This window comes from Psychrobacter muriicola 2pS, from assembly GCF_904846535.1.
GTDB classification, from domain to species: domain Bacteria; phylum Pseudomonadota; class Gammaproteobacteria; order Pseudomonadales; family Moraxellaceae; genus Psychrobacter; species Psychrobacter aquimaris.
In genome coordinates this window covers 80,906-107,420 of the sequence record NZ_CAJHBC010000001.1, presented here as the reverse complement: position 1 = coordinate 107,420, position 26,515 = coordinate 80,906, and the positions used below count along the sequence as shown (strand labels likewise).

Annotated in this window: 24 protein-coding genes; 13 read left to right on the top strand and 11 right to left on the bottom strand. The window is 43.7% G+C overall.

The window, feature by feature from the left end; translation table 11 throughout:
• Positions 1-221: 221 nt before the first annotated feature.
• Complete coding sequence (locus tag JMX93_RS00475; RefSeq protein ID WP_499203541.1) at positions 222-1,403, bottom strand: acyl-CoA dehydrogenase family protein; 1,182 nt, start codon at positions 1,401-1,403, stop codon at positions 222-224.
• A 346-nt stretch (positions 1,404-1,749) separates the two neighbouring features.
• Positions 1,750-2,397, bottom strand: coding sequence for a maleylacetoacetate isomerase (gene maiA, locus JMX93_RS00470; protein ID WP_499203735.1), 648 nt, complete (start codon positions 2,395-2,397; stop codon positions 1,750-1,752).
• A gap of 315 nt (positions 2,398-2,712) precedes the next feature.
• On the opposite strand from maiA, the gene JMX93_RS00465 reads away from it, so the two are divergent.
• On the top strand, positions 2,713-3,576 hold the full coding sequence (locus tag JMX93_RS00465) for an IclR family transcriptional regulator (protein ID WP_499203540.1): 864 nt from the start codon (positions 2,713-2,715) through the stop codon (positions 3,574-3,576).
• Between the two features lie 86 nt (positions 3,577-3,662).
• On the opposite strand, the gene JMX93_RS00460 is transcribed toward JMX93_RS00465, so the two are convergent.
• From JMX93_RS00460 to JMX93_RS00440, 5 genes are all read right to left on the bottom strand, one after another.
• Positions 3,663-4,715, bottom strand: a complete 1,053-nt coding sequence (locus tag JMX93_RS00460) for a TRAP transporter substrate-binding protein (RefSeq protein WP_499203539.1) — start codon at positions 4,713-4,715, stop codon at positions 3,663-3,665.
• 146 nt (positions 4,716-4,861) lie between these two features.
• Positions 4,862-5,437, bottom strand: coding sequence for a VOC family protein (locus tag JMX93_RS00455; RefSeq protein WP_499203538.1), 576 nt, complete (start codon positions 5,435-5,437; stop codon positions 4,862-4,864).
• A 114-nt stretch (positions 5,438-5,551) separates the two neighbouring features.
• A complete protein-coding gene (fahA, locus tag JMX93_RS00450) occupies positions 5,552-6,841 on the bottom strand; it encodes a fumarylacetoacetase (RefSeq protein WP_499203537.1) in 1,290 nt (429 codons plus the stop codon).
• Between the two features lie 252 nt (positions 6,842-7,093).
• Positions 7,094-8,290, bottom strand: a complete 1,197-nt coding sequence (locus JMX93_RS00445) for an amino acid aminotransferase (protein ID WP_499203536.1) — start codon at positions 8,288-8,290, stop codon at positions 7,094-7,096.
• Positions 8,291-8,455: 165 nt separating this feature from the next.
• A complete protein-coding gene (locus JMX93_RS00440; RefSeq protein WP_499203535.1) occupies positions 8,456-9,385 on the bottom strand; it encodes a LysR family transcriptional regulator in 930 nt (309 codons plus the stop codon).
• A gap of 145 nt (positions 9,386-9,530) precedes the next feature.
• Here JMX93_RS00440 and hppD point away from each other — a divergent pair, with 145 nt between their 5' ends.
• The 4 genes from hppD to JMX93_RS00420 all read left to right on the top strand — a co-directional run bounded on the left by hppD (position 9,531) and on the right by JMX93_RS00420 (position 13,775).
• Positions 9,531-10,631: a 4-hydroxyphenylpyruvate dioxygenase gene (gene hppD, locus JMX93_RS00435; protein ID WP_499203534.1), complete on the top strand. Its 1,101-nt coding sequence runs from the start codon at positions 9,531-9,533 to the stop codon at positions 10,629-10,631.
• Between the two features lie 188 nt (positions 10,632-10,819).
• Positions 10,820-11,764, top strand: a complete 945-nt coding sequence (phhA, locus tag JMX93_RS00430; protein ID WP_499203533.1) for a phenylalanine 4-monooxygenase — start codon at positions 10,820-10,822, stop codon at positions 11,762-11,764.
• Between the two features lie 172 nt (positions 11,765-11,936).
• Positions 11,937-12,278 carry a 4a-hydroxytetrahydrobiopterin dehydratase gene (locus JMX93_RS00425; protein WP_499203532.1) on the top strand — a complete coding sequence of 114 codons (342 nt, stop codon included), beginning with the start codon at positions 11,937-11,939 and terminating at the stop codon, positions 12,276-12,278.
• Between the two features lie 108 nt (positions 12,279-12,386).
• A complete protein-coding gene (locus tag JMX93_RS00420) occupies positions 12,387-13,775 on the top strand; it encodes a Na+/H+ antiporter NhaC family protein (protein WP_193012764.1) in 1,389 nt (462 codons plus the stop codon).
• A 106-nt stretch (positions 13,776-13,881) separates the two neighbouring features.
• Here the strand turns inward: JMX93_RS00420 and JMX93_RS00415 are convergent, their stop codons facing one another.
• Positions 13,882-14,148, bottom strand: coding sequence for a hypothetical protein (locus JMX93_RS00415; RefSeq protein WP_499203531.1), 267 nt, complete (start codon positions 14,146-14,148; stop codon positions 13,882-13,884).
• Positions 14,149-14,286: 138 nt separating this feature from the next.
• Between JMX93_RS00415 and JMX93_RS00410 the strand changes: the two genes are divergently transcribed.
• The 3 genes from JMX93_RS00410 to fhuB all read left to right on the top strand — a co-directional run bounded on the left by JMX93_RS00410 (position 14,287) and on the right by fhuB (position 18,288).
• Complete coding sequence (locus tag JMX93_RS00410) at positions 14,287-15,051, top strand: ABC transporter ATP-binding protein (RefSeq protein WP_499203530.1); 765 nt, start codon at positions 14,287-14,289, stop codon at positions 15,049-15,051.
• 160 nt (positions 15,052-15,211) lie between these two features.
• A complete protein-coding gene (locus tag JMX93_RS00405; RefSeq protein ID WP_499203529.1) occupies positions 15,212-16,123 on the top strand; it encodes an ABC transporter substrate-binding protein in 912 nt (303 codons plus the stop codon).
• Entirely contained in the window at positions 16,120-18,288 is a 2,169-nt protein-coding gene (fhuB, locus tag JMX93_RS00400; RefSeq protein ID WP_499203528.1) for a Fe(3+)-hydroxamate ABC transporter permease FhuB, read from the top strand. The genes JMX93_RS00405 and fhuB overlap by 4 nt, the downstream gene beginning before the upstream one ends.
• A 142-nt stretch (positions 18,289-18,430) precedes the next feature.
• Here fhuB and JMX93_RS00395 read toward each other — a convergent pair whose 3' ends face one another.
• Positions 18,431-18,781 (bottom strand): DUF3817 domain-containing protein, encoded by a 351-nt coding sequence (locus JMX93_RS00395; protein ID WP_499203527.1) that lies wholly within the window; start codon positions 18,779-18,781, stop codon positions 18,431-18,433.
• 403 nt (positions 18,782-19,184) lie between these two features.
• On the opposite strand from JMX93_RS00395, the gene JMX93_RS00390 reads away from it, so the two are divergent.
• Complete coding sequence (locus JMX93_RS00390) at positions 19,185-20,051, top strand: hypothetical protein (protein WP_499203526.1); 867 nt, start codon at positions 19,185-19,187, stop codon at positions 20,049-20,051.
• 89 nt (positions 20,052-20,140) lie between these two features.
• Here the strand turns inward: JMX93_RS00390 and ampC are convergent, their stop codons facing one another.
• Together ampC and JMX93_RS00380 are read right to left on the bottom strand one after the other, a co-directional pair.
• The gene (gene ampC, locus JMX93_RS00385; protein ID WP_499203525.1) at positions 20,141-21,316 is read right to left on the bottom strand and encodes a class C beta-lactamase; all 1,176 of its coding nucleotides are present in this window, start codon (positions 21,314-21,316) and stop codon (positions 20,141-20,143) included.
• Between the two features lie 68 nt (positions 21,317-21,384).
• Positions 21,385-22,332, bottom strand: coding sequence for a LysR family transcriptional regulator (locus JMX93_RS00380; protein WP_499203524.1), 948 nt, complete (start codon positions 22,330-22,332; stop codon positions 21,385-21,387).
• Between the two features lie 161 nt (positions 22,333-22,493).
• Here JMX93_RS00380 and JMX93_RS00375 point away from each other — a divergent pair, with 161 nt between their 5' ends.
• From JMX93_RS00375 to JMX93_RS00360, 4 genes are all read left to right on the top strand, one after another.
• A complete protein-coding gene (locus JMX93_RS00375; RefSeq protein ID WP_499203523.1) occupies positions 22,494-22,946 on the top strand; it encodes a DoxX family protein in 453 nt (150 codons plus the stop codon).
• 123 nt (positions 22,947-23,069) lie between these two features.
• Positions 23,070-23,894, top strand: a complete 825-nt coding sequence (locus JMX93_RS00370; RefSeq protein WP_499203522.1) for a DODA-type extradiol aromatic ring-opening family dioxygenase — start codon at positions 23,070-23,072, stop codon at positions 23,892-23,894.
• A gap of 209 nt (positions 23,895-24,103) precedes the next feature.
• Positions 24,104-25,231: a M14 family metallopeptidase gene (locus JMX93_RS00365; protein ID WP_499203521.1), complete on the top strand. Its 1,128-nt coding sequence runs from the start codon at positions 24,104-24,106 to the stop codon at positions 25,229-25,231.
• A 344-nt stretch (positions 25,232-25,575) separates the two neighbouring features.
• Positions 25,576-26,430: an SDR family NAD(P)-dependent oxidoreductase gene (locus JMX93_RS00360; protein ID WP_499203520.1), complete on the top strand. Its 855-nt coding sequence runs from the start codon at positions 25,576-25,578 to the stop codon at positions 26,428-26,430.
• The last annotated feature ends 85 nt before the right edge of the window (positions 26,431-26,515 follow it).

Here is a 26,515-nt window from a genome sequence, read left to right as displayed (position 1 = left end):
CTAATATCAAGTAAAGTGATTCGTTAATTACAAAGTTAGTCATAAAAAAGCAAGGCATTAGATGTCTTGCTTTTTTATGACTTGAAAATGAAGACATTTTCAGCGCGATGATTTGGTGGTCACTATATGATTTTTGACAATGATTTTTTTCTCTCGCTCAATAGCCAAGCGATAAAAAGCCCTCATTCTATGAGAGCTTATTTATTATCATAAAAGCAGTTTTATACTCTGAACATGGCTGCATTTGGGGTCAATCCGACATAAGCCATACCGGCTTGCTCCATCCAATGTGGCTGCACGATGCCATGTTGTAAAATAGCATGAATGTCTCGATGCGCTCTTTCTATTCTATGTTTTTTATATAGCGAGACCGTACCAGCGACCGCATAAATCTCCGATACCATGGCTCTGGCTTCTCTCGCTGCCTCACAGGCTGCTGCCCACACATCAGCCAGCTGTATATCGGTAAAGGTGTTCTGTTGCTGGGCTTCGTTCCATAATACCTCGACACTATTATGTAATTGCGAGCGCCTAGACGCTAATAGTGTTTTGCTCTTAGCGATAGTCGCCTGTACCGCTGCACGATCACGCAAATCTGGGCTTTTACCTGGCGTGACTTTCTCATGGCAGATTTGGATTAACTCATCTGTCGCTGCTTTTAAGACACCCAGTGCCATCGCTGCACAGCCAGCTGCGTTAATACAACCAATTGGTAGGCGACTATACGCATTATCGATGGCAACAGGGCTATAAAAGTCGACCGCATAACGCTCCTGCACAAAAGCGTCTTTAATAACGATGTCGTGACTGCCTGTACCATTTAGTCCACCAACATGCCAAGTATCAATCACTTCCACATCTTCTTTTGGAATAAAAAACAGCTTTAAATTTGCACCCGGCCCAAGGGTGGTGGGTGAGCCTTCTGATATTACTAAGCAACGTAGCACAAACCAGTCTGCCAATTCGCAACCTGATACTAGTGTCCATTGACCTGAGACCGTATATCCTTCAGCGGTTCGTTTAGCAATCCCTTCAGGGCGTGCTGAGTTGGCATAGACATGAGAGGGGTCACTGTATATCTCCTTCATGCTAGGCTCGTCTAAAAATCGTCCAAATGTGCAGGCCAAATGGTTGTTCCAAACGATCCAAGCAACTGAGGCTTCAGCACTGGCTAGCGTCTCATAAACCTTTAACGTTTCCACAGGATTGCCTTGCCATCCTCCCAACGATTTTGGTAATCCCATCCTAAATAGCGACAACTCTGACAGTTTTTTAACCACTGTCGGTGCAATTCTCCTAGAGGTTTCGGTTTCTTCTCTAGCTGATATGGCTAAATCATAAATATCTTCAGCTGCATCGGATAGTAGAGCGTCTTTGTTATTTGATAAAGGTGTATAACTCATAATATCCAACCTTATTTTAATGAATAAAACAGTATGTTTATCTAAAATCAATTCTAAATTTGAGATATAACAATGCCTATACCAAGAATAGCCAACAGTTGACTGCTATACAACCAATAATTTGAATATATGAAATATTATATTGAGATGAAAACTAGAAGTGATGATGTAATAAAATATTGAATACTATATTTGGCTTAAGAGTATCAATACTTTGCATATTTTCAGGCAGTCATTCGCTTTGATTGCTTTGTCTGAGCCCAGAAATTATAAGGGCATTTTGTTATTTAATTTTCTAGTCATTTAATAGAAAAACACCCTTACTGAAAGAACCCTGTTTGATTATTTACTGAGACTTGGGCGCATCGGGCTGCATGCTAGGATCAGCATCGGCAAAGGCCTTGAGCATACGGCAATGCGTGTCAATTTCGACGATATTGGGATAAGCACTTAAATCTACGTTAAAACGTCGCGCCGAAGAAACCTGAGGAATCAGATAGCAATCTGCAAAAGTAGGGCTATCACCGTAGCAAAATTTTCCACGGGTTTTGTCTTTTGCTAGTATTTTCTCTAACGCCGTAAATCCCTCACTCATCCAACGGTTGCACCACCTCATGACTTTTGCTTCGTCTACTGACAGCTCATTGCGTAGATATTGTAAGATACGGCGATTATTAATCGGATGAATATCACAACCAATCATAGCGCTAATGGCACGTACTTGCATGCGCCCAGCCGCGTCTTTGGGCAATAATGCCTTCTCAGGATAGACTTCTTCTAACCATTCTAGGATGGCGGGGCTTTGATATAGTAATAAATCATCTGCCTGTAAGACAGGCACCAACCCTTGAGGATTGAGTGATTTAAACTCATCTGCTAATTGCTCATCTTGTGCTAAATTGACCGAAATATAGTCATAGTCTAAGCCTTTTAGATTCATCGCGATACGAGTACGATAAGAAGTGCTGCTGCGAAAGTAGCCATAAAGTGTCATCATTGTTAATTCCTTTTATTATGGTAGGTTGTGAGTGAGATAAGGAGTTATAATTAGGGCGTGTCCTCATTTTAAAAATGGTGATAAAAATGTGATAAATTGCCGTCAAACAAGGAAAGTAGCGACAATAATATCGAGATATTGATAAGCTATATGACGATTTTTGGCAAAATTTAACCATTTTTAGCCCATTTAGAAGATAATCGATTGAATTGAGGACACGCCCTAGTAAGACGAAATGTATCTTATATAATTAATAAACTCTTATGACGTTAAATCTTCATTTCAGTTTTTCATTAATATGTTTAGATTAACATGCCAAGTAAATTATTCATTGAGCAAAACATGCCAGTAGCTGAAAACCCTTTAGACAATACGGCGACAACCAATAAAAGCCAGAATGGCGTACAGTCACTGGAGATTGGATTGTCGGTATTAGACGTTCTTATCGATCATAACGAGCCAATGATGTTAAAAGACATTGCGCAAGTGATGCAAATGCATCCAGCAAAGTGTCACCGCTATTTGGTCAGCCTCATTCGTAAAAACTATGCGCGTAAGCTTGATGATGGTCGCTACGGGCTGGGCGATAGGGTTAACACATTGGCAGCATTTGGGCATTCTGGATTTAGTCAAAACAATATTTTAGAGCGGCTGACGCACATCGCTAATGAAATTAAGGATACCTTGAATTGCGGTGTGCAGATTGCCAAATGGTTTAGCGAAGGCCCTATTATTATTCAGTCAGTTGAACCAGACAGCCCGATTAGTATTATCACTCGCATCGGTTCACGCATGCCTTTGACGACATCAGCTACAGGGCAATTATTTGCCAGCTATCAATCTGATGCGGTCATTCAGCCATTGGTCACAGCTGAATGGCAGAATGACAATGAAGCAATAATTACAGAAAAATGGCAGAATTTCAGTCACTTGCAAGCCAAGATTCGTACCCAAGGCTATGCGACGGTCACTGGTGATATGCTGATGGGGATTAATGCCATCACAATTCCTGTCATATTACCGCAGCTTGCTATTAGTGACAAAACTGCTGGCAAAGGTCTACCACTAGAATACGCCATCACTATCATTGGAACGACAGAGCAATTGCCGATGAGTGAGCAACACAACGTGGTTGAGCAAATACTAGCAATCGCGCAGCGTTATCAAATAGCATAGCCAAAATTTTTACTACAAACTGACTGGCTATCGCATTATCGCTTCGAGAGATTTATTTACCCATATTGTCTCACGATACTCCTTATTTAAACCACACAGGCGCTACTTGCTGCTTTTGCTTTTTCGTATACATTATTAGCATCTAGACCAGTGGCATTGACTTCATCTAGATAGTGCTGCGAGCCCTCCATTAATGGACCTTTCCAGTCTGGGTCATTGAGTGGGTCAGGAATATCGATCATGATATCGCCTTTTTCTTTAGCGGCAGCCATGGCTTTAGCATTGCTGACGTCAAATACTTTGGAGACACGTGCTGCCATCTGCGCCCCTGAATTGTCATCAATTACTTTTTTGAGATCATCGGGCAAATTATCATATTTATCTTTGTTCATACTGATGACAAAGGTAGAGTTGTAAAAAGGTATGTTGGTATGTGTATTGATGAGCTCATCAAGATGAAAAGCTTGAATGGGTTGCCAAGTAAAGCTCAGCCCATCAATGACACCGCGCTGAAGCGAGGTATAAGTATCACTGGCAGGCATGCCAACGGGTGCGGCACCAGTCGCCTCGATAATGTGGCTAGCAACGGCCGAAGGTTGGCGAATACGTAAGCCTTTCATATCGGCTGGCGTGCGAATGGGTTTATCAACCGTATGAAGAGCGCCTTGTCCTGTCCCGATGAGTGCGAGCAAATGAGTATCTTCGTACTCATCTTTAATGACACCCTCGTCATAGAGTTTATGCAGGATACAGCTTTGCTGCTGTGCGGTATTGGTGATACCGGGTAGCTCTACAATCTGCGTCAAAGGGAACCGTCCTGCTGTATATCCTTGCGCTTGCATACCGATATCAACGATACCTTTTGCGGTAGCGTCATAGGTAGCGTCCGGTTTGCTGAGAGTAGCAGAAGGGTAGATCTCAATCTTTAAACGACCATTTGATTCTTCTTCGATTTTCTTTGCCCATGGCTCCAATGCTTCGGTATTGATATTGTCATTGGCCGTCATAAAGTGTGAAAATCTCAGCGTCGTCACGTCGCCTGTATTGACATCGGCGCTTGCTGCTTGTTCGTTATTAGAGCAGCCAGTCATCGCAATCGAGGTTGCTAAGAGTATTCCTATAGGGGTTTTTATTTTCATCATTGAATCCTTTCATGATGGTTGGATATTGTTCGCTATCTAGGGCGTATCATCAATTAGTATATTGATACATTTAGTGGTCTTAAAATGATGGCACGGCCTAATTAATCATGTAAAAAGAGGTAGCAAACAAAATAACAGGGCAATTACTCACCGACAGGTGCGACTTCTCGTGCTTCAGCCAACTCTTCGGCATGTAAAAACTGAGTATGCGCAGGCGCGCGTTTGGTACGAGACCATTCATCAAGCATGTCTTGCTTAATGGCTTCGGTAATCATAGAAACCTTGTCTTCTGAGGTCGGGTCGTCGTATGTCAGCTCTAGACGATGACCGTTGGGATCAAAGAAGTAAATAGAGTGAAAGATACCGTGATTCGTGACGCCAATGACATCAATGCCGCCTTGTTCCAAATGCTCTTTAGCAAGGATTAGCTCATCACGATCTTTTACTTTCAAAGCTAAGTGTTGCACCCAGTTTGGGGTATTCGGATCAAAACCCATTTCAGGCTGATTGGGTACTTCAAAAAACGCCAATACGTTGCCGTTACCTGCGTCTAAAAAAATATGCATATAAGGGTCAAAGGCTTTGGTCGAAGGCACGTGGTCTTCAGCGAATGCAAGGATGAAATCCATGTTTAGGTGTTTTTGATACCATTCAACAGTTTCTTTGGCGTCTTTGCAGCGATAGGCCACATGATGAATCTTTTCAATTTTAAAGCTCATATCAAACTCCTTTTGATAGGGAATGCAGTGAGTAGATAGGCTGCCAGTACCGATTGACTATAGGTCGATGGTTGCTTGGCAGCTCAAAACAACTGTGCTCACATTTTTTCTAGACTATTTATCGAAATCAAAGTTAAGCGCGGGCAATACTTTGCCGCGCACTTCACCAAAACCAACACGCACGCCGTCTTTTTCGCTATAGCCTTTCATGATCACTGTATCGCCATCTTCGATAAAGCTGCGTGTTGCGCCGCCCTCAAGCGTTACTGGTTTGGTAGCATTCCAAGCAATCTCTAACATCGAGCCATAAGAGTCAGGCGTTGGCCCTGAAATCGTACCTGAGCCCATCATATCGCCAACTTCTACTTTACAGCCAGTGATGGTGTGATGCGTGAGCTGCTGCGCCATAGACCAGTACATGTACTTAAAATTGGTCTCGCAAATGACTGTAGCTGTTTCTGCATTTTCAGGCAATAACTCAACTGACAGAGTGATGTCATAGCTATTATTGCTGTCTTTTTCATTTAGATATGCCAATGGTTTTGGCTCTTGAATCGGGCATGCCGTTTTAAAAGGTGCCAATGCATCCATGGTGACGATCCAAGGTGATACTTCAGAAGCGAAGGTCTTGGCATTAAATGGACCTAAAGGCACATATTCCCATTTTTGAATGTCACGGGCTGACCAGTCGTTGAGCAAGACCATGCCAAAAATATGCTCAAAGGCATTGTCTACTGCAATCGGTTGACCAATGCTATTACCTTTACCAACTACAAAAGCAGTCTCAAGTTCAAAATCTAAACGCTTACAGGCTGAGAAAATAGGGCGGGCGTCAGCATTTGGCTTTAATTGACCAGAGGGGCGTATCACATCAGTGCCACTGACGATGACGGTGCTGGCGCGTCCGTTATAGCCGACTGGCATTTCAGTCCAGTTAGGTAGTAGGGCGTTGTTTGGATCACGGAACATAGTGCCGACGTTGGTCGCATGTTCTTTAGACGAATAGAAGTCGGTAAAACCTGGTACGTGAACAGGCAGATGCATGGTGACATCTGATTGACTAAATAGCGCTTTTTTCTGCAAATCTTGATTGTCGCGCAAGGTATCGCTGGCACTAGATAGTAGGTTTTGGATGGTTGTGCGTGCTTGAGTCCAATTGTCTCGACCAGAGTCAATAAAGGCGTTTAGCGTTGGTTGATCAAAATATTGACCGCCCTCTAAGCTCAGTAAACCTTCTGCTTCGAGCACAGCCAAATCCAACACGTACTCACCGATAGCCACACCAGCACGGCGTTTGCCATCTTTGGTATCACTAAAAATACCATAAGGCAGGTTATGAATAGAAAAGTCAGAATCAGCGGCGATATTGATAAAGGATGTGAGGGTATTGTCAATCGTTGACATAGGTTGCTCCTTGCTAAAGCATATAATGAATTACGTTATAATTAACTACTTACGCATAATGTAATTTATCAAAGTGGAGATTGCAAGGGTTTTTGTGCAGTGTTTTCTTAAAAGAGATGTGATACTAAGGCAGTTGATATTCTTTATTAAAGTAAATATGAAAAACGCATGACATAAAAAAGGCTGAGCACTCGCTCAACCTTTTTGTGAATCTCTATTACGTACTACCGCATCGTTTTAATGCGTGCTCACTCAGTCTTGTAAGACGTCTGCCATGGCATTGGCAACATAGTCGATGTTACTGGTATTTAGTCCAGCCACACACATACGTGAGTTGGAAACCATGTAAATGCCAAAATCGCTTTGTAAGCGTTCGACTTGCTCAGGCGTCAGACCAGTAAAGCTAAACATGCCATTTTGACGGGTAATATAGTCAAAGTTGCGGTTCGGGATTTTGGCTTCTAATACTGACTTAAGCTTTAAGCGCATGGCTTTGATACGGTCGCGCATCGTATAAACTTCGCCAACCCATTGATCATGCAGTGCTTCGTCATTCATGACGATATCGACCACACGGCCACCATGTGATGGCGGGCTTGAGTAGATACGGCGTACGGTAGCATTCAGCTGACCGAAGACGCGCTCTGTCTCATCAACCGTTGGGCAGACAACCGATAGACCGCCGACACGCTCACCATATAGCGATAAGTTTTTAGAAAATGAATTGCTGACAAACAATGGCAAGCCCATATCGACAGCTTTACGAATCGCATAAGCATCGCTGTCCATATCTTCGCCAAAGCCTTGGTAGGCAATATCCATGAATGGAATCAGTTCGCGCGCTTGAATGACGTTCAGCACAGTATCCCACTGCTCACGGGTCAAATCTAACCCCGTTGGATTGTGGCAACAAGGATGGAGCAAGATCACGTCATTTTTGTTCAATGTCTCAAAAAACGCAATCATTTCATCGAACTTGATGCTGCTGTTGGCTTTGTCGTAGTACGGGTATTTACCCACTTCGACATCAGAGCCTTCAAAAATGGCAATGTGGTTGCCCCATGTTGGATCACTCACATAGCATTTAGATTGTGGGAACCATTCATGGATGAATTCAGCGCCGACTTTTAACGCGCCAGAACCACCAATCGTAGCAATAGTAGCGACTAGGCCATCTTTTAAAATCTGTGCGTCTTTACCGAATAGTAATTCTTGACAGCCTTTACGGTGTCCTGGCAAGCCTGCCATCGGCAGATATGGACGCGGAGCAATAGGATCGGCAATGCGTTCTTCGGCTGTTTTTACGCAGTCAAGTACGGGCAATACACCATTTTCATCATAATAAATACCAATGCCTAAATTGACCTTTTTAGGATTATTATCTGCTGTATATTTTTCCATCAGCCCTAAAATTGGATCACCCGCGTAGTAGTCGATACGTTCAAACATGTTGTTTCCTTATGAAATATAAATCAAGCCGCCAAAAATCATAGAGCAAATTGACGGTTAACTCAATATGAGATTCAATTATCTTGCATAATTAATAAAATAGTGGCTTGAAACCATTATGTTTCAAGGCTTTTTAAGCGCTGATGCTATCTGTGAAAGCAATATTTAAGTACGCTGTAAGTCATTAAAATGACTGGAAAAATAGCTCTGCAAGAAGCCTTTGAAGGCAATAGTAGCAGGTGATAATGCACGCGAAGAACGCTGGTAGATAAAAAACTGCCGCATTTTAACTGGTTGTGCCAGCGGCCTCATTTGTAAGCCATTGGCGCTAACCCAATCGATGACTTCGGGCATATAGGGCAAACATAAGGTAATGCCGAAGCCTTGACGGGTCATCTCAAGCGCGGTGGACATAAAATTGACTTTGTAACGTGCCTGTTGGATATGGCTGGCGATCTGGTCGTTCAACTCGGCTGTCACTTGTTCAATGAAAGGGCCTTGCAGCGTGATGAGCGGAATGTCTAATAAATCCTGCCACGTTATTTCATGTTTTTGTGCCAGCGCATGGTTATCGGGCATCACCACACAAAATGGCAGCTGATATAACAAATCAGCATTGATGTCGTCCTCAGTCTCCATAAAACCAAGCTCAGTGCCGACACCCAAATCTACTTCAATGTCCTGAATATGTCTGAGTAAGTTTTCTGCCGAACAATCCAATAACGACACGCCAATCTCGGGGTGTTGTTTGGCAAACTGGGCGATGACCGCTGGCATAGAGGAGGCTGCAAACTGCGAAACGGCGAGCCGTACTTGACCTTGTGCCAAGCTTGTTAAGCTGCTCGCCTCATTTTCAAAGAGCTGCATCTCATTCAAGATGCGCCGTGCTTGTGGCAATAAATGCCGTCCTACTGCTGACAAAGACAGCTGGCGGGTAGTACGGTCAAACAGCACAATACCAAGGCTGGACTCCAATTCTTTAATCAATCCGCTAACGGCAGATTGGGTCAAATGCATCTGATCGCTGGCACGGGTAAAACTGCCATTATCAGCGACTTGGATGAAAGCGGTTAATTGGCGAATGCTGATATTCATAAGTAAACCTGATAAATAAATCATAAAAAACAATTAGTCTTATAAATAAACCTAATCTAATATAAATACATCGTCAATAAGAATTATTGATGGAAGACATTTTTTATCGCATTTTTACCACCAATTGAAATTAAGGATGATTACAATGGCAGATTTATTTGACAACCCAATGAGACTGAATGGGTTTGATTTTGTTGAATTCGCCTCACCTCAACCGGATGCGGTCGACGCATTGTTCAAACAGCTTGGCTTTGCCCATGTGGCTAACCATCGCTCAAAAGATGTTGCGCTGTACCGTCAAGGTGACATCAATCTTATTCTAAATCGTGAACCAAAAAGCGAAGCCAGCTATTTCGTTGAAGAGCACGGTGCTGGCGCTTGTAGCATGGGCTTTCGTGTGCAGGATTCCAAAAAAGCTTACGAGCGTGCCATCGAAATGGGCGCGCAGCCAGTAGACGTACCAACTGGTGTGATGGAGCTACGCCTGCCTGCTATCAAGGGTATCGGTGGCTCACTGATTTATCTCATTGATCGTTATAAAGATGGTGAGTCTATTTATGACGTTGATTTCGAATTTTTTGCTGATGTAGACCGTCGTCCTGTCGGGCATGGCTTCAAAGTCATCGACCATTTAACCCATAACGTTTACCGTGGTCGTATGGCCTATTGGGCAAACTTTTATGAGCGCATCTTTAACTTCCGCGAAATCCGCTTCTTTGACATCAAAGGCGAATACACTGGTCTGACCAGTAAAGCCATGACAGCGCCTGATGGCAAAATCCGTATCCCATTAAACGAAGAGTCAAAGCAGGGCGGCGGTCAAATCGAAGAGTACTTGATGCATTTCAACGGTGAAGGCATTCAGCATATTGCTTTGGCTAGCGATGATTTGTTTGCCAGTATCGATAAGTTAAAAGCAGCTGGTATCCCGCTAATGACTGCCCCAACCGCGACTTACTATGAAATGCTCAGCGAACGTCTACCAGGTCATGGCGAAAATGTCTCTGAGCTACAGATGCGCGGTATCTTGCTAGATGGCACGACTGAAGGCGGCACACCGCGTCTGTTGCTACAGATTTTCTCTGAAACTATTCTGGGTAGCCCTGTATTCTTCGAATTTATCCAACGTAAAGGTGATTACGAAGATGGTTTTGGCGAAGGTAACTTTAAAGCCCTATTTGAATCTATCGAGCGTGATCAAGTTCGTCGTGGCACGGTTGGTCAGCCAGAGACTGAAATGCCGTAAGCGCCTCTACATTTAGGGAAAAATCCATAAAATAAACGGGCAGGATAAAAGGAGTTTGTCTTGTCCCTAATAAGCACTGCACTCTGTAATGCCGTGTGTTCAATGTGATGACTGAGCTATGGTTAAGTCATGATTGAAAACGACTAGCAAAAATTCAGAGTGCTAATGGCAATAAAAGGAATACAGGCATGGAACGCCTACCACATACGAATTCTGTTAATAAAGCTATCGGTGCCAACAGCGTTGCTTGCAAAACGCTAGGCACTGATGCAGCTAGCCACGATGATTCTGCTCATAAAAAGCAGGATTCTATTCCTAAAAAACAACCTTATGTGTCGCACCAGCCAGATAGCCATGGTCATATTCACTATAGTGATGATGAAAATGGTATGTGGCAAGCCTTGCTTGAGCGTCAAGCTGAGCAAACCCCCAACCGTGCCTGCCCAGCCTATATAGAGGGTCTAAAAAATCTGAATTTGCCCGCTACTCGTATTCCGCAGCTACAGGATATTGATGAAGTATTGCAAGCCACGACTGGCTGGCAAACCGCGGCTGTCCCTGCCTTAATCAGTTTTGGTAAGTTCTTCAAATTGCTTGCCAATAAATCCTTTCCAGTGGCAACCTTTATCCGTCGCTTGGACGATATGGACTATATCGAAGAACCCGATATTTTTCATGAAATCGTTGGACATTGCCCGTTACTGACGCATCCTGCCTTTGCAACGTTCAATGAGACTTATGGCAAGCTGGGTCTTAATGCCACTAAAGAAGAAAGATGGTTTTTAGCACGGCTCTATTGGTTTACCATCGAGTTTGGTTTGGTGGGACAAAATCAGGGCAGTCGCCGAATCTATGGCGGCGGCATCTTAAGCTCACCATCTGAGACGGTCTATGCGCTCAGTCATGAGTCTCAAAATAAAACAGAAAATCAGACTCAACCAGAACATCGAGCCTTTGACTTGCTTGATGTACTCCGTACTCCTTATCGTATTGATCATATCCAGCCGATTTATTATGTCATTGATGATTTGGATACATTATTTGATATTGTTAATAGCGATATCATGGGAATGGTCAAACAAGCCATGTCCCTAGGATTGTTTGAGCCTAGTTATGCGGTGAAAAACTCCTAACGTATGGTTGAGAAACACGGCATCATTTGAATCATGTAGCCATCAAAAACAGCGTCAACATGGACGTATATTTATTACAAAAACTAGGGCGTGCCCTCATTTTTAGGCCATTTAGAGGACTATTAATTTAATTGAGCACGTGCCCCAATAGTTAACATAAAAGGATATTATAATGACGACATTATCACAAGCCAGCTGTGAAGCCTGCCGTATTGGCGCACCGACAGTCAGCGACAATGAAGCACAAGAACTATTGCAACAAATTCCGAATTGGTCATTGATAGAAGTTGATGGCATCAAGCAATTACAACGTCAATATAAGTTTAAAAATTTCGTCAAGGCGATGGCATTTGCCAATAAGCTTGCAGACATCGCTGAAGCAGAAGGGCATCATCCTGGGATATTGGTAGAGTGGGGTAAAGTTACAGTAACGTGGTGGTCGCACAGTATTAAAGGCTTGCATCGCAACGACTTTGTCATGGCGGCTAAGACCGATAGCTTGCTTGATGAGTAATGGGGTTATGAATTGCTCCATCAGCTTGCTAAACTTGCCAATTTATTGAAATTGTCAAACTCAAATCCAATCTAACGCCAGACGCTACTGGCAACCTAAGGATGTGTGATGCCGCCAAAAATATTAACCCAAATTTCTCCTCAACTGGCATTTATGATTTCTGCCATTGTCATCGCTATCATGGGCGTTACCATGATAGGTTTTGGCTGGGTACCGCATTTGTCATTGATACTTGCTATCTGTGTCTTGCTAGGCATTGGTCTGTTTAAAGGCTTGACCTTTGATGATATGCAAGCGCAAATGGCATCGGGTGTCATGCGTGGTATCGGTGCGATCTATCTATTCTTTTTTATTGGTTTGATGGTCGCCGCTTTGATGATGTCTGGTGCTATTCCAACGCTGATGTATTTTGGTTTTCAGTTGATTTCGCCAGAGTATTATTACATTTCAGCCTTTGTGTTGACCTCTATTATTGGTATTGCCTTGGGCAGTAGTTTGACCACCGCGGCGACATTGGGTGTGGCTTTTATTGGTATGAGTAATGCCTTTGATGCCAACGTTGCGATCGCGGCTGGTGCTGTGGTTTCAGGGGCGTTCTTTGGTGATAAAATGTCGCCGTTATCAGACACTTGCACCATTGCGTCATCGGTGGTAGGTATTGATTTGTTTGAGCATATTCGCAATATGATGTACACCACTGTACCGGCGTGGATACTGACGGTCATTATTTTTTGGTTTTTCTCTGGGCAGACCGCAGGCTCTGATTTGAGTCAGGTAACCGTATTGCAAGGTCAGTTAATTGAAAGTGGCTTGGTACATGGTTATGCGGTATTGCCATTTGTGGTACTGGTTGGGTTGGCTGTTTTCCGTGTCAATGCCATCTATACGATTATCTGTACCATTGTGGCGGCATTGATTATTACTTATTTGCATAGCTCGCCGAGCTTTGGGCAATTAGGCGGCTATCTATTTGCAGGCTATGCGCCCGCTGCATCGTTAGAGCTGGGTGAAGTCGGTGGTATGCTATCGCGTGGCGGTGTGCAGAGTATGTTCTTTACTCAAGCGATTGTGATATTGGCACTCAGTCTTGGTGGCTTGCTCACAGCATTGGGTATTTTGCCAGCTCTGTTATCAGGGATCAAAGACACATTAACCACATCAGGTCGCGCCATATTTGCCGCTGCCATGTCTGCTCTGAGCATTAACGTGCTTATTGGCGAGCAGTATTTGAGTATCTTATTATCCGGTACAGCCTTTCGTCCGACGTTTGAGCGTTTGAATTTACATCCTAAGAATTTGTCTCGTACCATTGAAGATGCGGGTACGGTCATCAATCCTTTGGTCCCTTGGAGTGTGTGCGGCGTGTTTATCAGCCAAGCATTAGGCGTGCCCGTGCTTGATTATCTGCCTTATGCGTTCTTCTGTTATTTATCGCTATTGCTGACGATATTATTTGGCTTTACGGGTATTACCATCAGTCGACTTAAGAGTCAGTAACCCGAAAAATTTTTGTATCTAAACTTTGCATCAAAATGCTAGGGCTTGTGTCTTTTAAGGCAACACAGCAAGCCCTAGCTTTTATTTATCACTCTGCAATCATGACCTAGTTGTCATTCAAAACGACTTGATAGGCATCTAGCACAATGTAATGTGATGAAAAACGTTTGTTCAAGAGATTGAGCAGACGTTTTTTTGTGTCGGTCAATTGTACTTGTAAAGCGATGGCTTCGGCATAGATAGCCGTTAGTCTGACGTTGGCATGGGCAATGGTTTGTGCGAGTTCTGAAATGATTAACTGAGTATAGAAGTCCGCTTGAATTTGAGGGTTACGTGTAACAGGTGAAAGAGAATGGGGTATATATGTCCTCACGCGTAACAGTAAATGGAAATAAAAAGAGTGGTATTTTAAGTTAATGATAATTGTTTTTATTATCGTTTGCGAGTAAAATCAGTTTTTATTAGCTGTCCAATATACATACAACGATTTAAATTAATAATGAGTACCAATATGTTACGTGCAAACCAATTGACTATCAGTCGGCAAGGCAATACTTTATTAGACAATGTAAGCTGTGAGATTGGTAGCAACCAATTGGCCGCTTTAGTTGGACATAATGGTTCAGGAAAATCTACTTTGATTAAAGCGTTGGCAGGCGAGATGATGACTAATGGCGGTAGCATCAGCTTGGATGAGCGCGATATCAGTGATTACAGTAGCAAAGAGCTGGCACGACGAATGGCCTATTTGCCACAGCAACTACCAGAAGCCGCTGGGTTTTCAGTACGTGAGCTGGTGATGCTAGGGCGCTATCCACATCAAAAGTGGCTGCAAAAACCAAGCCAAATTGATAAAGATAAAGTAGCAGAAGCCATGCGTATCACCCAAACAGAGGCGTTCGCTGACCGCACTACGGCCACGCTTTCAGGTGGTGAGCGTGCTCGCGTTTGGCTTGCTATGTGTCTGGCACAAGACACCAGATATTTATTACTTGATGAGCCATTAGCCGCTCTTGATATGCACTATCAGCTGGAAGTTATCCAACTTATCCGTCGTTTGGTGGATGAGCAGGGGTTGAGTGTGGTCATTATTATCCACGATATTAATTTGGCAGCGCAGTATGCCGATCGAGTCATCGCCCTAAAAAACGGCCGTATTTGCCATGATGGTGATATTAGTAGCACCATGCAACCGACAATATTACACAAGATTTTTAACGTCGATATGCAGTTGCTTAGTCACCCTATAACGGGGCAACCAGTTGCTGTTGCTTAGGGCGTGTCCTCAATATCTTTTTTTATTTTCCATTTTCTCTTATTCGCTCAAAAGATAGGCCGCTATGTTTCCTGCTCTTTATAAATATCAATTCTCTCAAACAGCCATAAAATCTTTTATAAAACCTTTCATAACTCCCACTATCAGTAAATATAAGTGGTTGCCGCTTATAGCAAGCTTAACACTGACCACCGTGCTGACCGCCTGTCACCAACCAGTAGTGGTGCAAAAAGACGCTCAAGTGGGCAATGCAGATAACGCTAACATCAATATTGTCTCACCTGATTGGGGCAATGCGGCAACGTTGACAGCGATGGGCTACCCACCGATTGCGACAGGCGATATCAGGGTTTGGGACAGATGGGTAGGCACGCCTAAACTGCCAACATCAACGATTGATTTGGGCATTCGCTATCAGCCTAATGCGGAACTGGTTGCACAACTGCCTGTCGATTTGGTCGTCGATAACTTTTTTTATGAGCATGCACGCAATCTCTATGGAGATGTACCCTCTGAGTCAGTCATGTTCGCCGCCAAAGGGGATACCGCAACTTGGTCAGATTATACTGAGCCAACTCGCAAACTGGGCAAACTGATTGATGAACCAGCCTTGGCTGAAAATTATATTGCAAAAAGTCAGAAGGATATCAAACTGGCAAGTGAGCGCCTCCAACAGCGCTACCCAAAAGTGAAGAAATTCGCCGTTGTGCAGTTTGCTGATGCCAATAACATGCGTATGTATGTCAAAAATAGTTTGTTTCAACCCGTGCTAAGTCAGATGGGCAAAGAGCTTGATGTATTAGGTAAAGGCAATCAATGGGGGTTTGTCCCCATTCGAATGGGCGATTTGGCTCAATTGGATAATGAGACCTGCCTATTAATCATCGACCCTTTAAGCCCGATAACCCGAGCTGAGATTAAAGACAGTTTGGTTTGGCAGCGTCTAGGCTATGGCGATGAGCGCTGTGTGGGCGAGCTGCCACCCATATGGATTTATGGCGGTATGTCTTCACTGGTCGGCTTGGCAAATAATTTATCAACAGTGACATTAAAAGGTGGGGCCGCATCATGACTACCAACACTGCCGCACAGACTCGTCACCCTCATGCCAATAATACTACTGATTATGTTAAACCTATGACTTCACTCGCAGCTTCTCAGTCGCCCACATTAAAAACATCATCAGAGCCACACTCAAAGCTCGCGCAAAAACCTCCCAATCCAGCACCAAACCCACCTCGGCAACAACCTGCGGTATTTGCGGATACATGGCGCATCTGGGCAGTAATGATTATCCTTGTGGTGTTGTCAGTATGGAGCACGTGGGCATTAATCGCTCAGGAGTGGACACGCCCAATCAGTGACTTGTTTATTCCAAGCTCGCAATTGGATATTAGCAGTCTTGCAACGCAGCTGCATATAGTGGCGACCAGCATAGTGGCGCTATTGGCAGGGGGTCTGCTTGGAGTTGTCAGTATTTTGCTACAGCAGCTGGTCAAAAACCCATTAGCGTCAGACACCACATTGGGCGTCGGCGTTGGTGCGCAATTAGCTATGCTCATTGTGACCTTGTTTTTGCCAAGTTTGGCGATTTATGGCGGTATTTATGTGGCCTTTATTGGCGCGATTATCAGTATGGGGCTGGTATTTGCTCTGTCAGCGCCCAGCCGATTTAACCCTTTGATTTTGATATTGGCAGGCTTAGTGGTCAATATTTTGCTCGCTGCCGTTGCCAATGTCTTGGTATTATTTTTCGCTGAGCGTAGCAATGGCATGCTGTCGTGGGCAGCGGGCTTTTTGGCACAAAACAGCTGGCACACCAGTATGATGCTGTCAATAACTGCGGTCGTGATGGCGGTTGTCTGTCTACCATTGTTAAAACCATTAACCTTGATGAGTCTGGATGACTCACAAGCCAAGCGCTTGGGCGTGCCGATTAACGGTATACGTGCCTTGGTGGTGCTTATTGTGGCGGTTGTTACCGCTTTGGTGGTTAGCGAAGTCGGTCTGATTGGTTTTATCGGTCTTGGCGCTGCCAGTCTGGTCAATGCACTGGGTGTCGCTTCTATTAGCAAGCGTCTGCTTGCAGCCTTTGTCTTAGGGGCACTGCTTTTATGGTTGACTAGCAATGTCGCTCTATTACTTGAACCCATACTAAATATGCAAATCCCAGCAGGGGCGATGACGGGTATTCTCGGCGCGCCACTGATTATTTGGCTGATTTTGCGTCAGCGCCGTGAGCGCATAGAAACCGTGACTCCCATGCTGACGGGTAAACATGCACCTGTGGCATGGTGGCGCTGGGGTCTTGGCGTGGTATTGATAATCATACTGGCCTGTCTTTTCGTTCAAGACGTCAATGGTTGGGGACTAAGTACTGATTGGGCAATTACTCAGCAGTATCGGCTCCCTCGCAGCCTAAGCGCTGCTGCAACGGGTCTGATGTTGGCCATCGCTGGTGTGCTATTGCAAACGCTCACCCGCAATCCGATGGCAAGTCCAGAGGTACTGGGTGTGAGCTCGGGCGCGGCGCTTGGGGTTATCTTAGGATTTTTACTGCTACCAAGCTTGGGACTGTCTGCTGGCTCAGGCACGTTGTTGATCTCAGGATTATCAGGAGCGATGGCCGTGTTATTGCTGGTTATTTGGCTAGCACGCAGAGTAAGTTCTGGCTATCTGTTGCTGGTCGGTATCGGTATTGCCGCGATGATGGATGGGGTGATGCATATGGTCAAGCTGTCTGGCGACCCTCGTTTAGAGGCGATGCTTAGCTGGTTATCTGGAACCACTTATAGCGCTCAGCCTAGCACGGTTTGGTATCTTATCGGCATTGCCCTCATTTTATTTGCTCTCAGCTTACTGCTTATCAAACCCTTAAAAGTGCTTGGTTTGGGTACAGGGGTCGCTCGTAATCTGGGGGTGGCTGTGACGCCAGTCACGATTTCGCTATTGGCACTGGTGGCGGCACTAAGTACTGCCAGTACGCTTGCCGTAGGGCCATTGAGTTTTATTGGCTTGATGGTGCCGCATTTGGCGACCTCACTTGGTGCGGTAAGGCTTGAGCGCCAACTGCCATTAGCCGCTTTGTTAGGCGCAGGGGTGATGGTAATAGCAGATTGGATTGGACGTTATGTTATTTTCCCTTATGAGCTGCCTGCAGGCACAATTGCGGCTATCATTGGCGGCGCGTATTTTTTATGGCTGATTCGTAAAGTGCCAGTTGCTGTGAGTGGATAGTTTTTATGGGAAAATTAATGACTGATAAATAATCATAATCAGTCATTAATACATACCGTCAAGCGAGTAAACAGATCTATACCTTAAAATCACCGACGTTCGTCATATTTGGTGAGTTGTTTGGTTGTATTTTGAAGGAGTTTTAATCTTTTTTATTCAAGCTTTTTTTTAGTAAATGATCGAATATAAACGGACCAAGGGGCAAAAAGGATCCGAGTACCCCTGCTGGCATTGCCCAAAGCGGCATTTTGATTTTGGTGGTGGCTGCCAACAGCATTAAAATATATGCGATGAACAAGCCGCCGTGTGCCATCCCTATATAGGCGACCGCTTCTGGAATACCCATCATGTACTTTAGCGGCATGGCGATGCAAAGTAATAATAAGAAGGAAGTACCTTCTAAGTAACCCATGACCGTAAGATTTTTCAATACAGTGTTTTGTTCTTTTGTGAGGTTAGGTGTTTCTGTGATAGTAGTTTGAGCCTGCGGCACTGTATCTTCCTTTTGTTTAGCAAAAAGCAACGTAGAGAGTTTTTAGTGTCGATATGATACTGGATATACTCAGAGCTTTGAAGTAATGCTTTATGTCAGACTCTATTTTGCACTCTTTATTTTTTATCTTGGGTTTTTTACGAGTATAGGGTCGGACCTACCAATCATAGCATCAGCTCCAATACCTGATACTCAGCTCATAGTAGCAACCACCTTGCTGCCAATATTTACATTATAGGTCAATCGATATTCGTCTATATGGGATAAAGATAGCTAAATTCTTCCAAACTGTTGGTCAATATTTCGATGTCATTAGCGCTATTTCTCCTTTATAACAATATAGAAACTGACTGTCTGATAGAACAGGTATTAATATAAATAATCCAGATTCAGGAGTTCAGTCATGTCATTTTTTACTCAAAAGTTACTCATACCAACAATTAAAACAGCACTGCTTGCTACTTTATCGATCGTTACTATGCAACTGATGACAGGATGTGGCTCAAAGTCTCTATCTTCAAACAATAATGTCACTGCCCAAACGGCTGATACCGATAAAGGTATGGACAAGAAGGAAGAGACTTCTGTAAATCTAGTGCCTACAGATTCTATCACTACGGATAAAATTCAGGCTATCACAGTAGAAAATATAGCCGATGAAAAAATGGTCAGCCCATTAGGCTATCAGAAGTTAAGCTTTGGACAAGTTGTTACGCCTGAGCTACTAAATGACTTAGGAATGACTAGAGCAGAGAGTGATAACAAACAATGCTACTACGTCAATAACCCAGCACTGAGCTATATGGATCAAGAATATGGCAAACGTGCCTCTGTGCTGTATCAAATTATAGATAACAAGGTTGCCCTGATCACTATTCAGGATCCAAACATACCTTTCTATAAAGACATCAAGGTTGGCGATGCAGTCGCAGATGTTATGAAAGCGCATCATGACGAGCTTACTTATGAGGTCGATAAATATGCGGTCGATGGTGACTACTACAGCCTGATTGCTAACGTTAATTTCAAAATTATCAAAGAAAATGCACAAGGAGAGTGGTTAAAAGACGAAAATATTGAGCTTAATGATAAACAAGACAAATTACCCATACAAATTGAATACCATATCAAGGGTGGTCAAAAGCTGAATGACTATAGGATTAAAGCAAATAAGTGGACAACAGACAATAAAATCCTTTTAACAGGTGTGGTGAAAAGCATTGATATTGGTATACCAGAAGCGATCTATCTAGTTGAAGGGTGCTCTTAAAGGTTAAACACAAAGAACCCAGCATCTAGTGGGTTCATTATCATTCATAAAAGCTACTGTGCATAACGTTGCGCGTGACTCATATTTCATTAATGGGTCATCGCACTTTCTAAAATCTCATACGCTGCCTTGACTCTATCTGCATTTGGATAGTTTTTATTTGCCAGAATAACGACACCTGATTTTTGGGCAGGAATATAAGCGATATAACCGCCAAACCCATTGGTAGCACCTGTCTTATTGACCCATACGTTGTTTAAAACTGCTGTTTGATGCTTGTCTGTTGTAATGGTTTGAGGCTTTAGAATCACCTCCATAGAATTGCCTTCGAGCAAAGCGGTAAGCGTGGTGGGGTAAGGGTACATTTCCCATGCCAAACCTTGTGTAAAAGTACTTGCCTGATAGTAGCCTTTTCTATTGTTGTCTAACGCTTGCTGGATATCTGTATCCAATGGCACAAGACCCATATTCGCCGCCATGAAATGCGTCATATCTGAAATGGTGGATTTAATACCATAGGCTTCGGCGTCTAATATACCAGGATTGACTCTGATGGCCTCACCAGCAGCATTGTAGCCAAACGCATAATCGGACATTTTGTCATTAGGTACATTGACAAAAGTATTTGGCATGTCGAGTAACGGCAGTATTTTACGTTCCATCAGCTGTGTGTAATCAGCATCCATGCTCAATGCCGATATATAACCAAACAATCCTATACTGGCATTAGAATATAGACGCTTTGAGTTGATAGGGAAGAGGGGCTGCCAAGATTTATAATAGCGCAGCAGCTCCTTATTGTTTGTGACGTCATCAGGTACTTGGAGCGGTAGACCACCCGCCGAATAGGTGGCAAGATTGATAAGTTTGGTATTGCCAATGGTACTGTTTTTTAGGTAGGGAATATATTTATCAGCTGTATCTTCTAATGCGAGCGAGCCATTCAATACAGAGTAGCTGGCTAAGGTAGCTGCAAACGTCTTACTGATAGATCCCAGCTCAAAGAGCGTGTTTTCTGAGACACGTATTTTGGCTTTCTTATCAGCTAAACCATAATGATAAAAATGTGATTTTCCATCAATAATAATGCCAAAGGCCATGCCTGGAATATCATGCTTATTCATTAATAATGTGGCTTGCTGATCAACAGTACTTTTTAAGCGATCATCACTATCTACTGCCTGTACGGTGCTCGATAGTAATGATGCTGCCACTAAAGCGGTCAGTCCCACTCGGTTTAAAATACTTTGAAGGGGTTTTTTCATTGTGTGGTTATTTTTCCATACTATTAGAGGTATTAGTAATTATTTGATGCTTTCTTTGACGTATTCTCTCAGGATATTGAATCCCCGATAACCTTAGGGCGGTTCAACTTAATGTACTCATCCCAATACGGTGGATCACCATAATAGTCCGTCATAAAGTCAATAAAAGACCTGACTTTATGGGGCAGCAGTTTTCTATGAGCATAGACTGCATATAGGCCCAAAGGGTTGGGTTCATATTCAGGCAGCACTATAACTAACTTGCCAGTATTTAGCGCTTTACTAACAATGAAAGTCGGTTGCAATATCAATCCTGCGCCTGCAATGGCCGCTTCAACCAGCACGTCACCGTTATTACTACGAAAAATGCTGCTTTCCTTGAGCTGTTTCGCCTTTAGGTACTTATAAATTTGTCCCCTAGTCTCTCCGTTCATATAGCTATAATGCAAATAGCGATGCGCCTCTAAATCTTCAAGTCGTTTAGGCGTACCGTGGATTTTTAGATATTCAGGTGAGGCGCATAAAACCACGCGAATAGGCGAGATTTGCTTGGCAATCAGCGATGAGCTGTCTAACTGTCCAATACGCAATGCAATATCAAAGCCTTCTTCAACGATATCAACTTTCCGGTCACTCAGCTGTAGATCAACGGTGACTGAGGGATAGCGTTCTTGAAAGTCAGTAATCAGCTTTGCCATATGCTTTAAGGCGAATGAGACAGGTGCACTGATTCGTAGAATACCTTTAGGGTGCTGTTGTAAGCCGCCCAACTGCGATGCCATCTCATCAATACTCAACAAAATCTGCTGTGCGTGTGTAAAATATTGACTGCCAGCCTCAGTCATGCTCACTTTACGTGTGGTGCGATTGAGCAGACGGGTATTCAGCTGCTCCTCCAACTTTGCAACATACTTGCTCACCAGTTGCGGTGAAAGCTGCATCGCTGTGGCGGCTTTACTGAAACTGCCCTCAGTCACCACCGCTACAAAGGCACGCATTGCATCGATTCTATCCATGTTGTTTCCTATGTTTAATCTAATGCTGATTCTACTATAAACGATACGTTGATAATCATTCAATATAACTCGGCTTACTCTTTTATCGCGTTGATAGTAAAGTGTGTCTATATCATTTTATACAGCATTTATCCCAATCATACGTTATAGAGTAATTATCAATGAAAACATCACTATTAAATAAAATTTTAACATCAGAAGCTGGCGCTGCTGCCTTAATCCTTCGTGTGCCCGTTGGTTTGATTTTGGCAGCCCACGGCGCACAAAAGTTATTTGGCTGGTTTGGTGGCAATGGGCTGGCTGGCACGGCTGGATGGTTAAGCAGTATGGGTATGGAACCTGGTTTGTTAATGGCAATATTGGCAGGCGGTGCTGAGTTCTTTGGTGGTCTTGCCTTAGTTTTAGGATTACTGACTCGACCTGCCGCATTGATCGCTGCCTTTACGATGCTAGTCGCTATTTTTTCTGTCCATATCAGCAATGGTTTATTCGCCGCTGATGGTGGCTACGAATACGCATTGACCTTGATGGTGGCTTTGCTGGCTTTAGCGGTACAAGGTGGCGGTGCTATAAGTATGGACAAGGCACTATCAGAAAAGCTAGGGCGTGTGTAATAGTTACCTTTAATTGCTGTCAGTAACGCTAAAGAGGCGTCATCGTAAAAACAGTAATGGCCCACGCTGACAACATCATATCAATTAATCAAACCATCTTATAAAAGTGACAAGGAGAAAGTGATGAGCGTACACGTATCTAACGAGTCAGTAAGTCAGCCTGTGCTATTTATACCGCATGGCGCGGGACCTTGTTTTTTTATGGATTGGCAACCTGCAGATATGTGGGATGGGATGGCGACTTTTTTAGCGAGCATTACGACTCGATTGCCTGAGCGTCCAAAGGCTATCTTGATGATTAGCGCTCATTGGCAGACACCTAAGTTTGGTATTACTGCTAGCGTGAAACCTGATTTGATTTACGATTATTATGGTTTTCCTGAGCATACCTATCACTTGACATACCCAGCATCAGGCGCGCCAGTATTGTCTGAACGAGTCAGTAAATTGCTAACTGAGGCAGGTATACAGAACAAACAAGATGCGTCACGCGGTTTTGATCATGGTGTCTTTATACCGTTAAAGGTAATGCTCCCTGAAGCGGATATTCCCGTGGTACAGATGTCACTGCGTAATGATCTAGACCCAAAAGCGCATCTGGCAGCGGGCCAAGCACTGCATGCATTACGTCAAGAAGGCGTATTGATCATCGGAAGCGGTATGAGTTTTCATAATATGCGTGGCTATGGTGATGCAAACTTCACCGCACCGTCAGAGGGTTTTGACGACTGGCTGACGGATACTGTCGCAGCGGATTTGAAGACGCGATGGTCAGCGCTGGCTAACTGGTCAGAAGCGCCCTATGCAACATCCTCACATCCATTAGGAGCAGAGGAGCATTTGCTACCGCTTATGGTGGCGGTAGGCGCAGCAGGTAATGATAAGGGTCATAAAATTTACTCTGAGCAAGTGCTAAAAACGCAGTTATCTGCTTTCCAGTTTGGATAAATATGAATATAGCGCTGTGGGCCATTCTGAAAAAACCAGAGATCAATCTGGTACGCTAATGACTTGAAAAAGAGTGTGTGATGACCAATAAAGTATAACGCTACCGTGTTAGATTAGAGACTATCTAGAATAAAAAATCTGTCACCTTCCTTTGTATCCTACACATAGCCGATTAGACCCAATCATAAAAAACCAATCAAGGAGCGATCATGCATATCACTGCCAATTTCGATGCAGGTAATATTGACGTACTTAACATAGAAGATAAAAATAATATTCAACTGGCCATTCGTCCAGACGTTGGTGAAGAGTTTTTCCAATGGTTCAACTTCCGTCTCTCTGGTGAGATTGGAGAAGAGTACGTTCTCAATATTATGAATGCAGGGGAGGCTTCCTATCTCGAAGGGTGGGAGGATTATCAAGCAGTCGCTTCTTACGATCGTCAGCATTGGTTCCGTCTACCGACTACTTATAAAGATGGCAAATTAACCATCGTGGCAGAGTTGGCCTGCGAAACTATCCAAATTGCTTATTTTGCGCCTTATAGCTATGAGCGTCACCAAGACTTGTTAGCAGCTGTACAGACGCACCCACTGGTGATTTTAGAGCATTTAGGCGACACGCTTGATAAGCGCGACCTAACATTGGTGAAGATTGGTGATGGCGATACTAATAAACGCAACATATGGATCACTGCACGTCAGCATCCGGGTGAAACGATGGCTGAGTGGCTGGTCGAAGGTTTGCTCTATAGCTTGTTAGATAGCGATAATGCCAATAGCAGGTTGTTATTAGACAAAGCCAACTTCTATATTGTGCCGAATATGAATCCTGATGGCAGTGTACGCGGGCATCTACGTACGAACGCAGCAGGTACGAACCTAAACCGTGAGTGGGCAAGTCCAAGTTTAGAAAAAAGTCCTGAAGTGTTTTATGTGATCAATAAGATGGAAGAGACGGGCGTTGATCTGTTTTATGATGTGCATGGCGATGAAGCATTGCCTTTTGCATTCCTTGCTGGCTCTCAAGGCACGCCGAGTTATAACGAGCGCCTCGCACATCTACGCGATCGGTTCTCAGACGTATTGAAATTAGCCAGTGCCGATTTTCAGACCGAGGTCGGTTATGAGATTGATGCGCCAGGTAAGGCGAACATGACACTGGCAACCCATTGGGTGGCTGAACGTTTTGATTGTCTTGCTAATACCTTAGAGATGCCATTTAAAGACAACGATAATCTACCTGATGAAGAGATGGGCTGGTCACCAGAGCGTTCTATTCAGTTAGGTGAGGCATCGCTTATTGCCATGCTAGCCGTCGTTGATGATTTACGTTAATTGACGCTAACTGAGGATTTAAACAGACAACTTATAAAAGGTATTTAAGCCGTTAGTCGTTATTAAAACGCTAGTAAGTACTCACTTACTAGCGTTTTTTTATCAATTGTATTTTCATTTAATTTACATAGACACCCGCAACTATATAGCCGTAATCGGCTACTCTCTCATACAGTAAATAATGATTCAAAAAATCAGCCAGTTTCAGAAACTTTAAGTGTTTCCGTCGATGATGATTGCTGTTTTGAATCACAACACTTTCATAACAATGGGTGCTATAACGACAGATAAAATAGAACACGTATCCAAGACTGAAACCATAATTCAAACAATAAGGACGGTTTATGACTATGCATAAAACTATTTTAATCACGGGTAGCACAGATGGCATTGGTAAGTTGGCTGCTTTAAAGCTAGCAGAGGCTGGGCATCACGTTTACCTGCATGGCCGCGATGCTGACAAACTTGCTAGTGTCATTGCAGAAGTCCAAGCAGTGGCAACAGGCGACGCGGTAGATCATATTGATGGGTTTGTGGCTGATTTTTCCGATTTAACGGCTGTGCTCAAGATGGCCGCAGACGTCAATGAAAAGCTACCAAAGCTGGATGTATTGATAAATAACGCAGGGATTTATACCACGGCATCAGCGATGACTAAAGATGGTTTGGACGTGCGCTTTGTGGTCAATTACCTAGCACCTTACGAATTGACTAATGCTTTGTTACCTTTACTCAAGCAATCTAGTAAAGCGCGTATTGTGAATTTAAGCTCAGCTGCTCAAGCACCAATATCATATAAGGCATTTGTAGGACAAGAGCGTCTCGATGACAAAGCTGCCTATGCGCAAAGTAAACTGGCGCTCACGATGTGGAGCATGGGTTTAGCTGACACAGTTGCTAGCCATGATATCAATGTGATCGCTGTCAATCCGGGATCATTGCTGAACACCAAGATGGTTGACGAAGCGTATGGTCATCACTGGTCATCAGCAGACAAAGGCGCAAATATCCTAACAGAATTGGCTGTCTCGGATGAGTTCGCTAGTGACACGGGTAAATACTTTGATAACGATATCAAAGATGGTGCACATGGCGATGCTAGGGGCGAATTTGGTCAACCGCATGCCGATGCGTTAGACAAAGAAGCCATTGCAGAGCTAGAAAGCCAAACACAGCAGGTGTTACAGTCGTTGTATTAAAAGTAATTGCCTCCTGTTAAGCGCTATGTATTTCAGTATTGCCCACATGAGAGCTCTGTTCAATTTATTTATTATTAGGAATAAA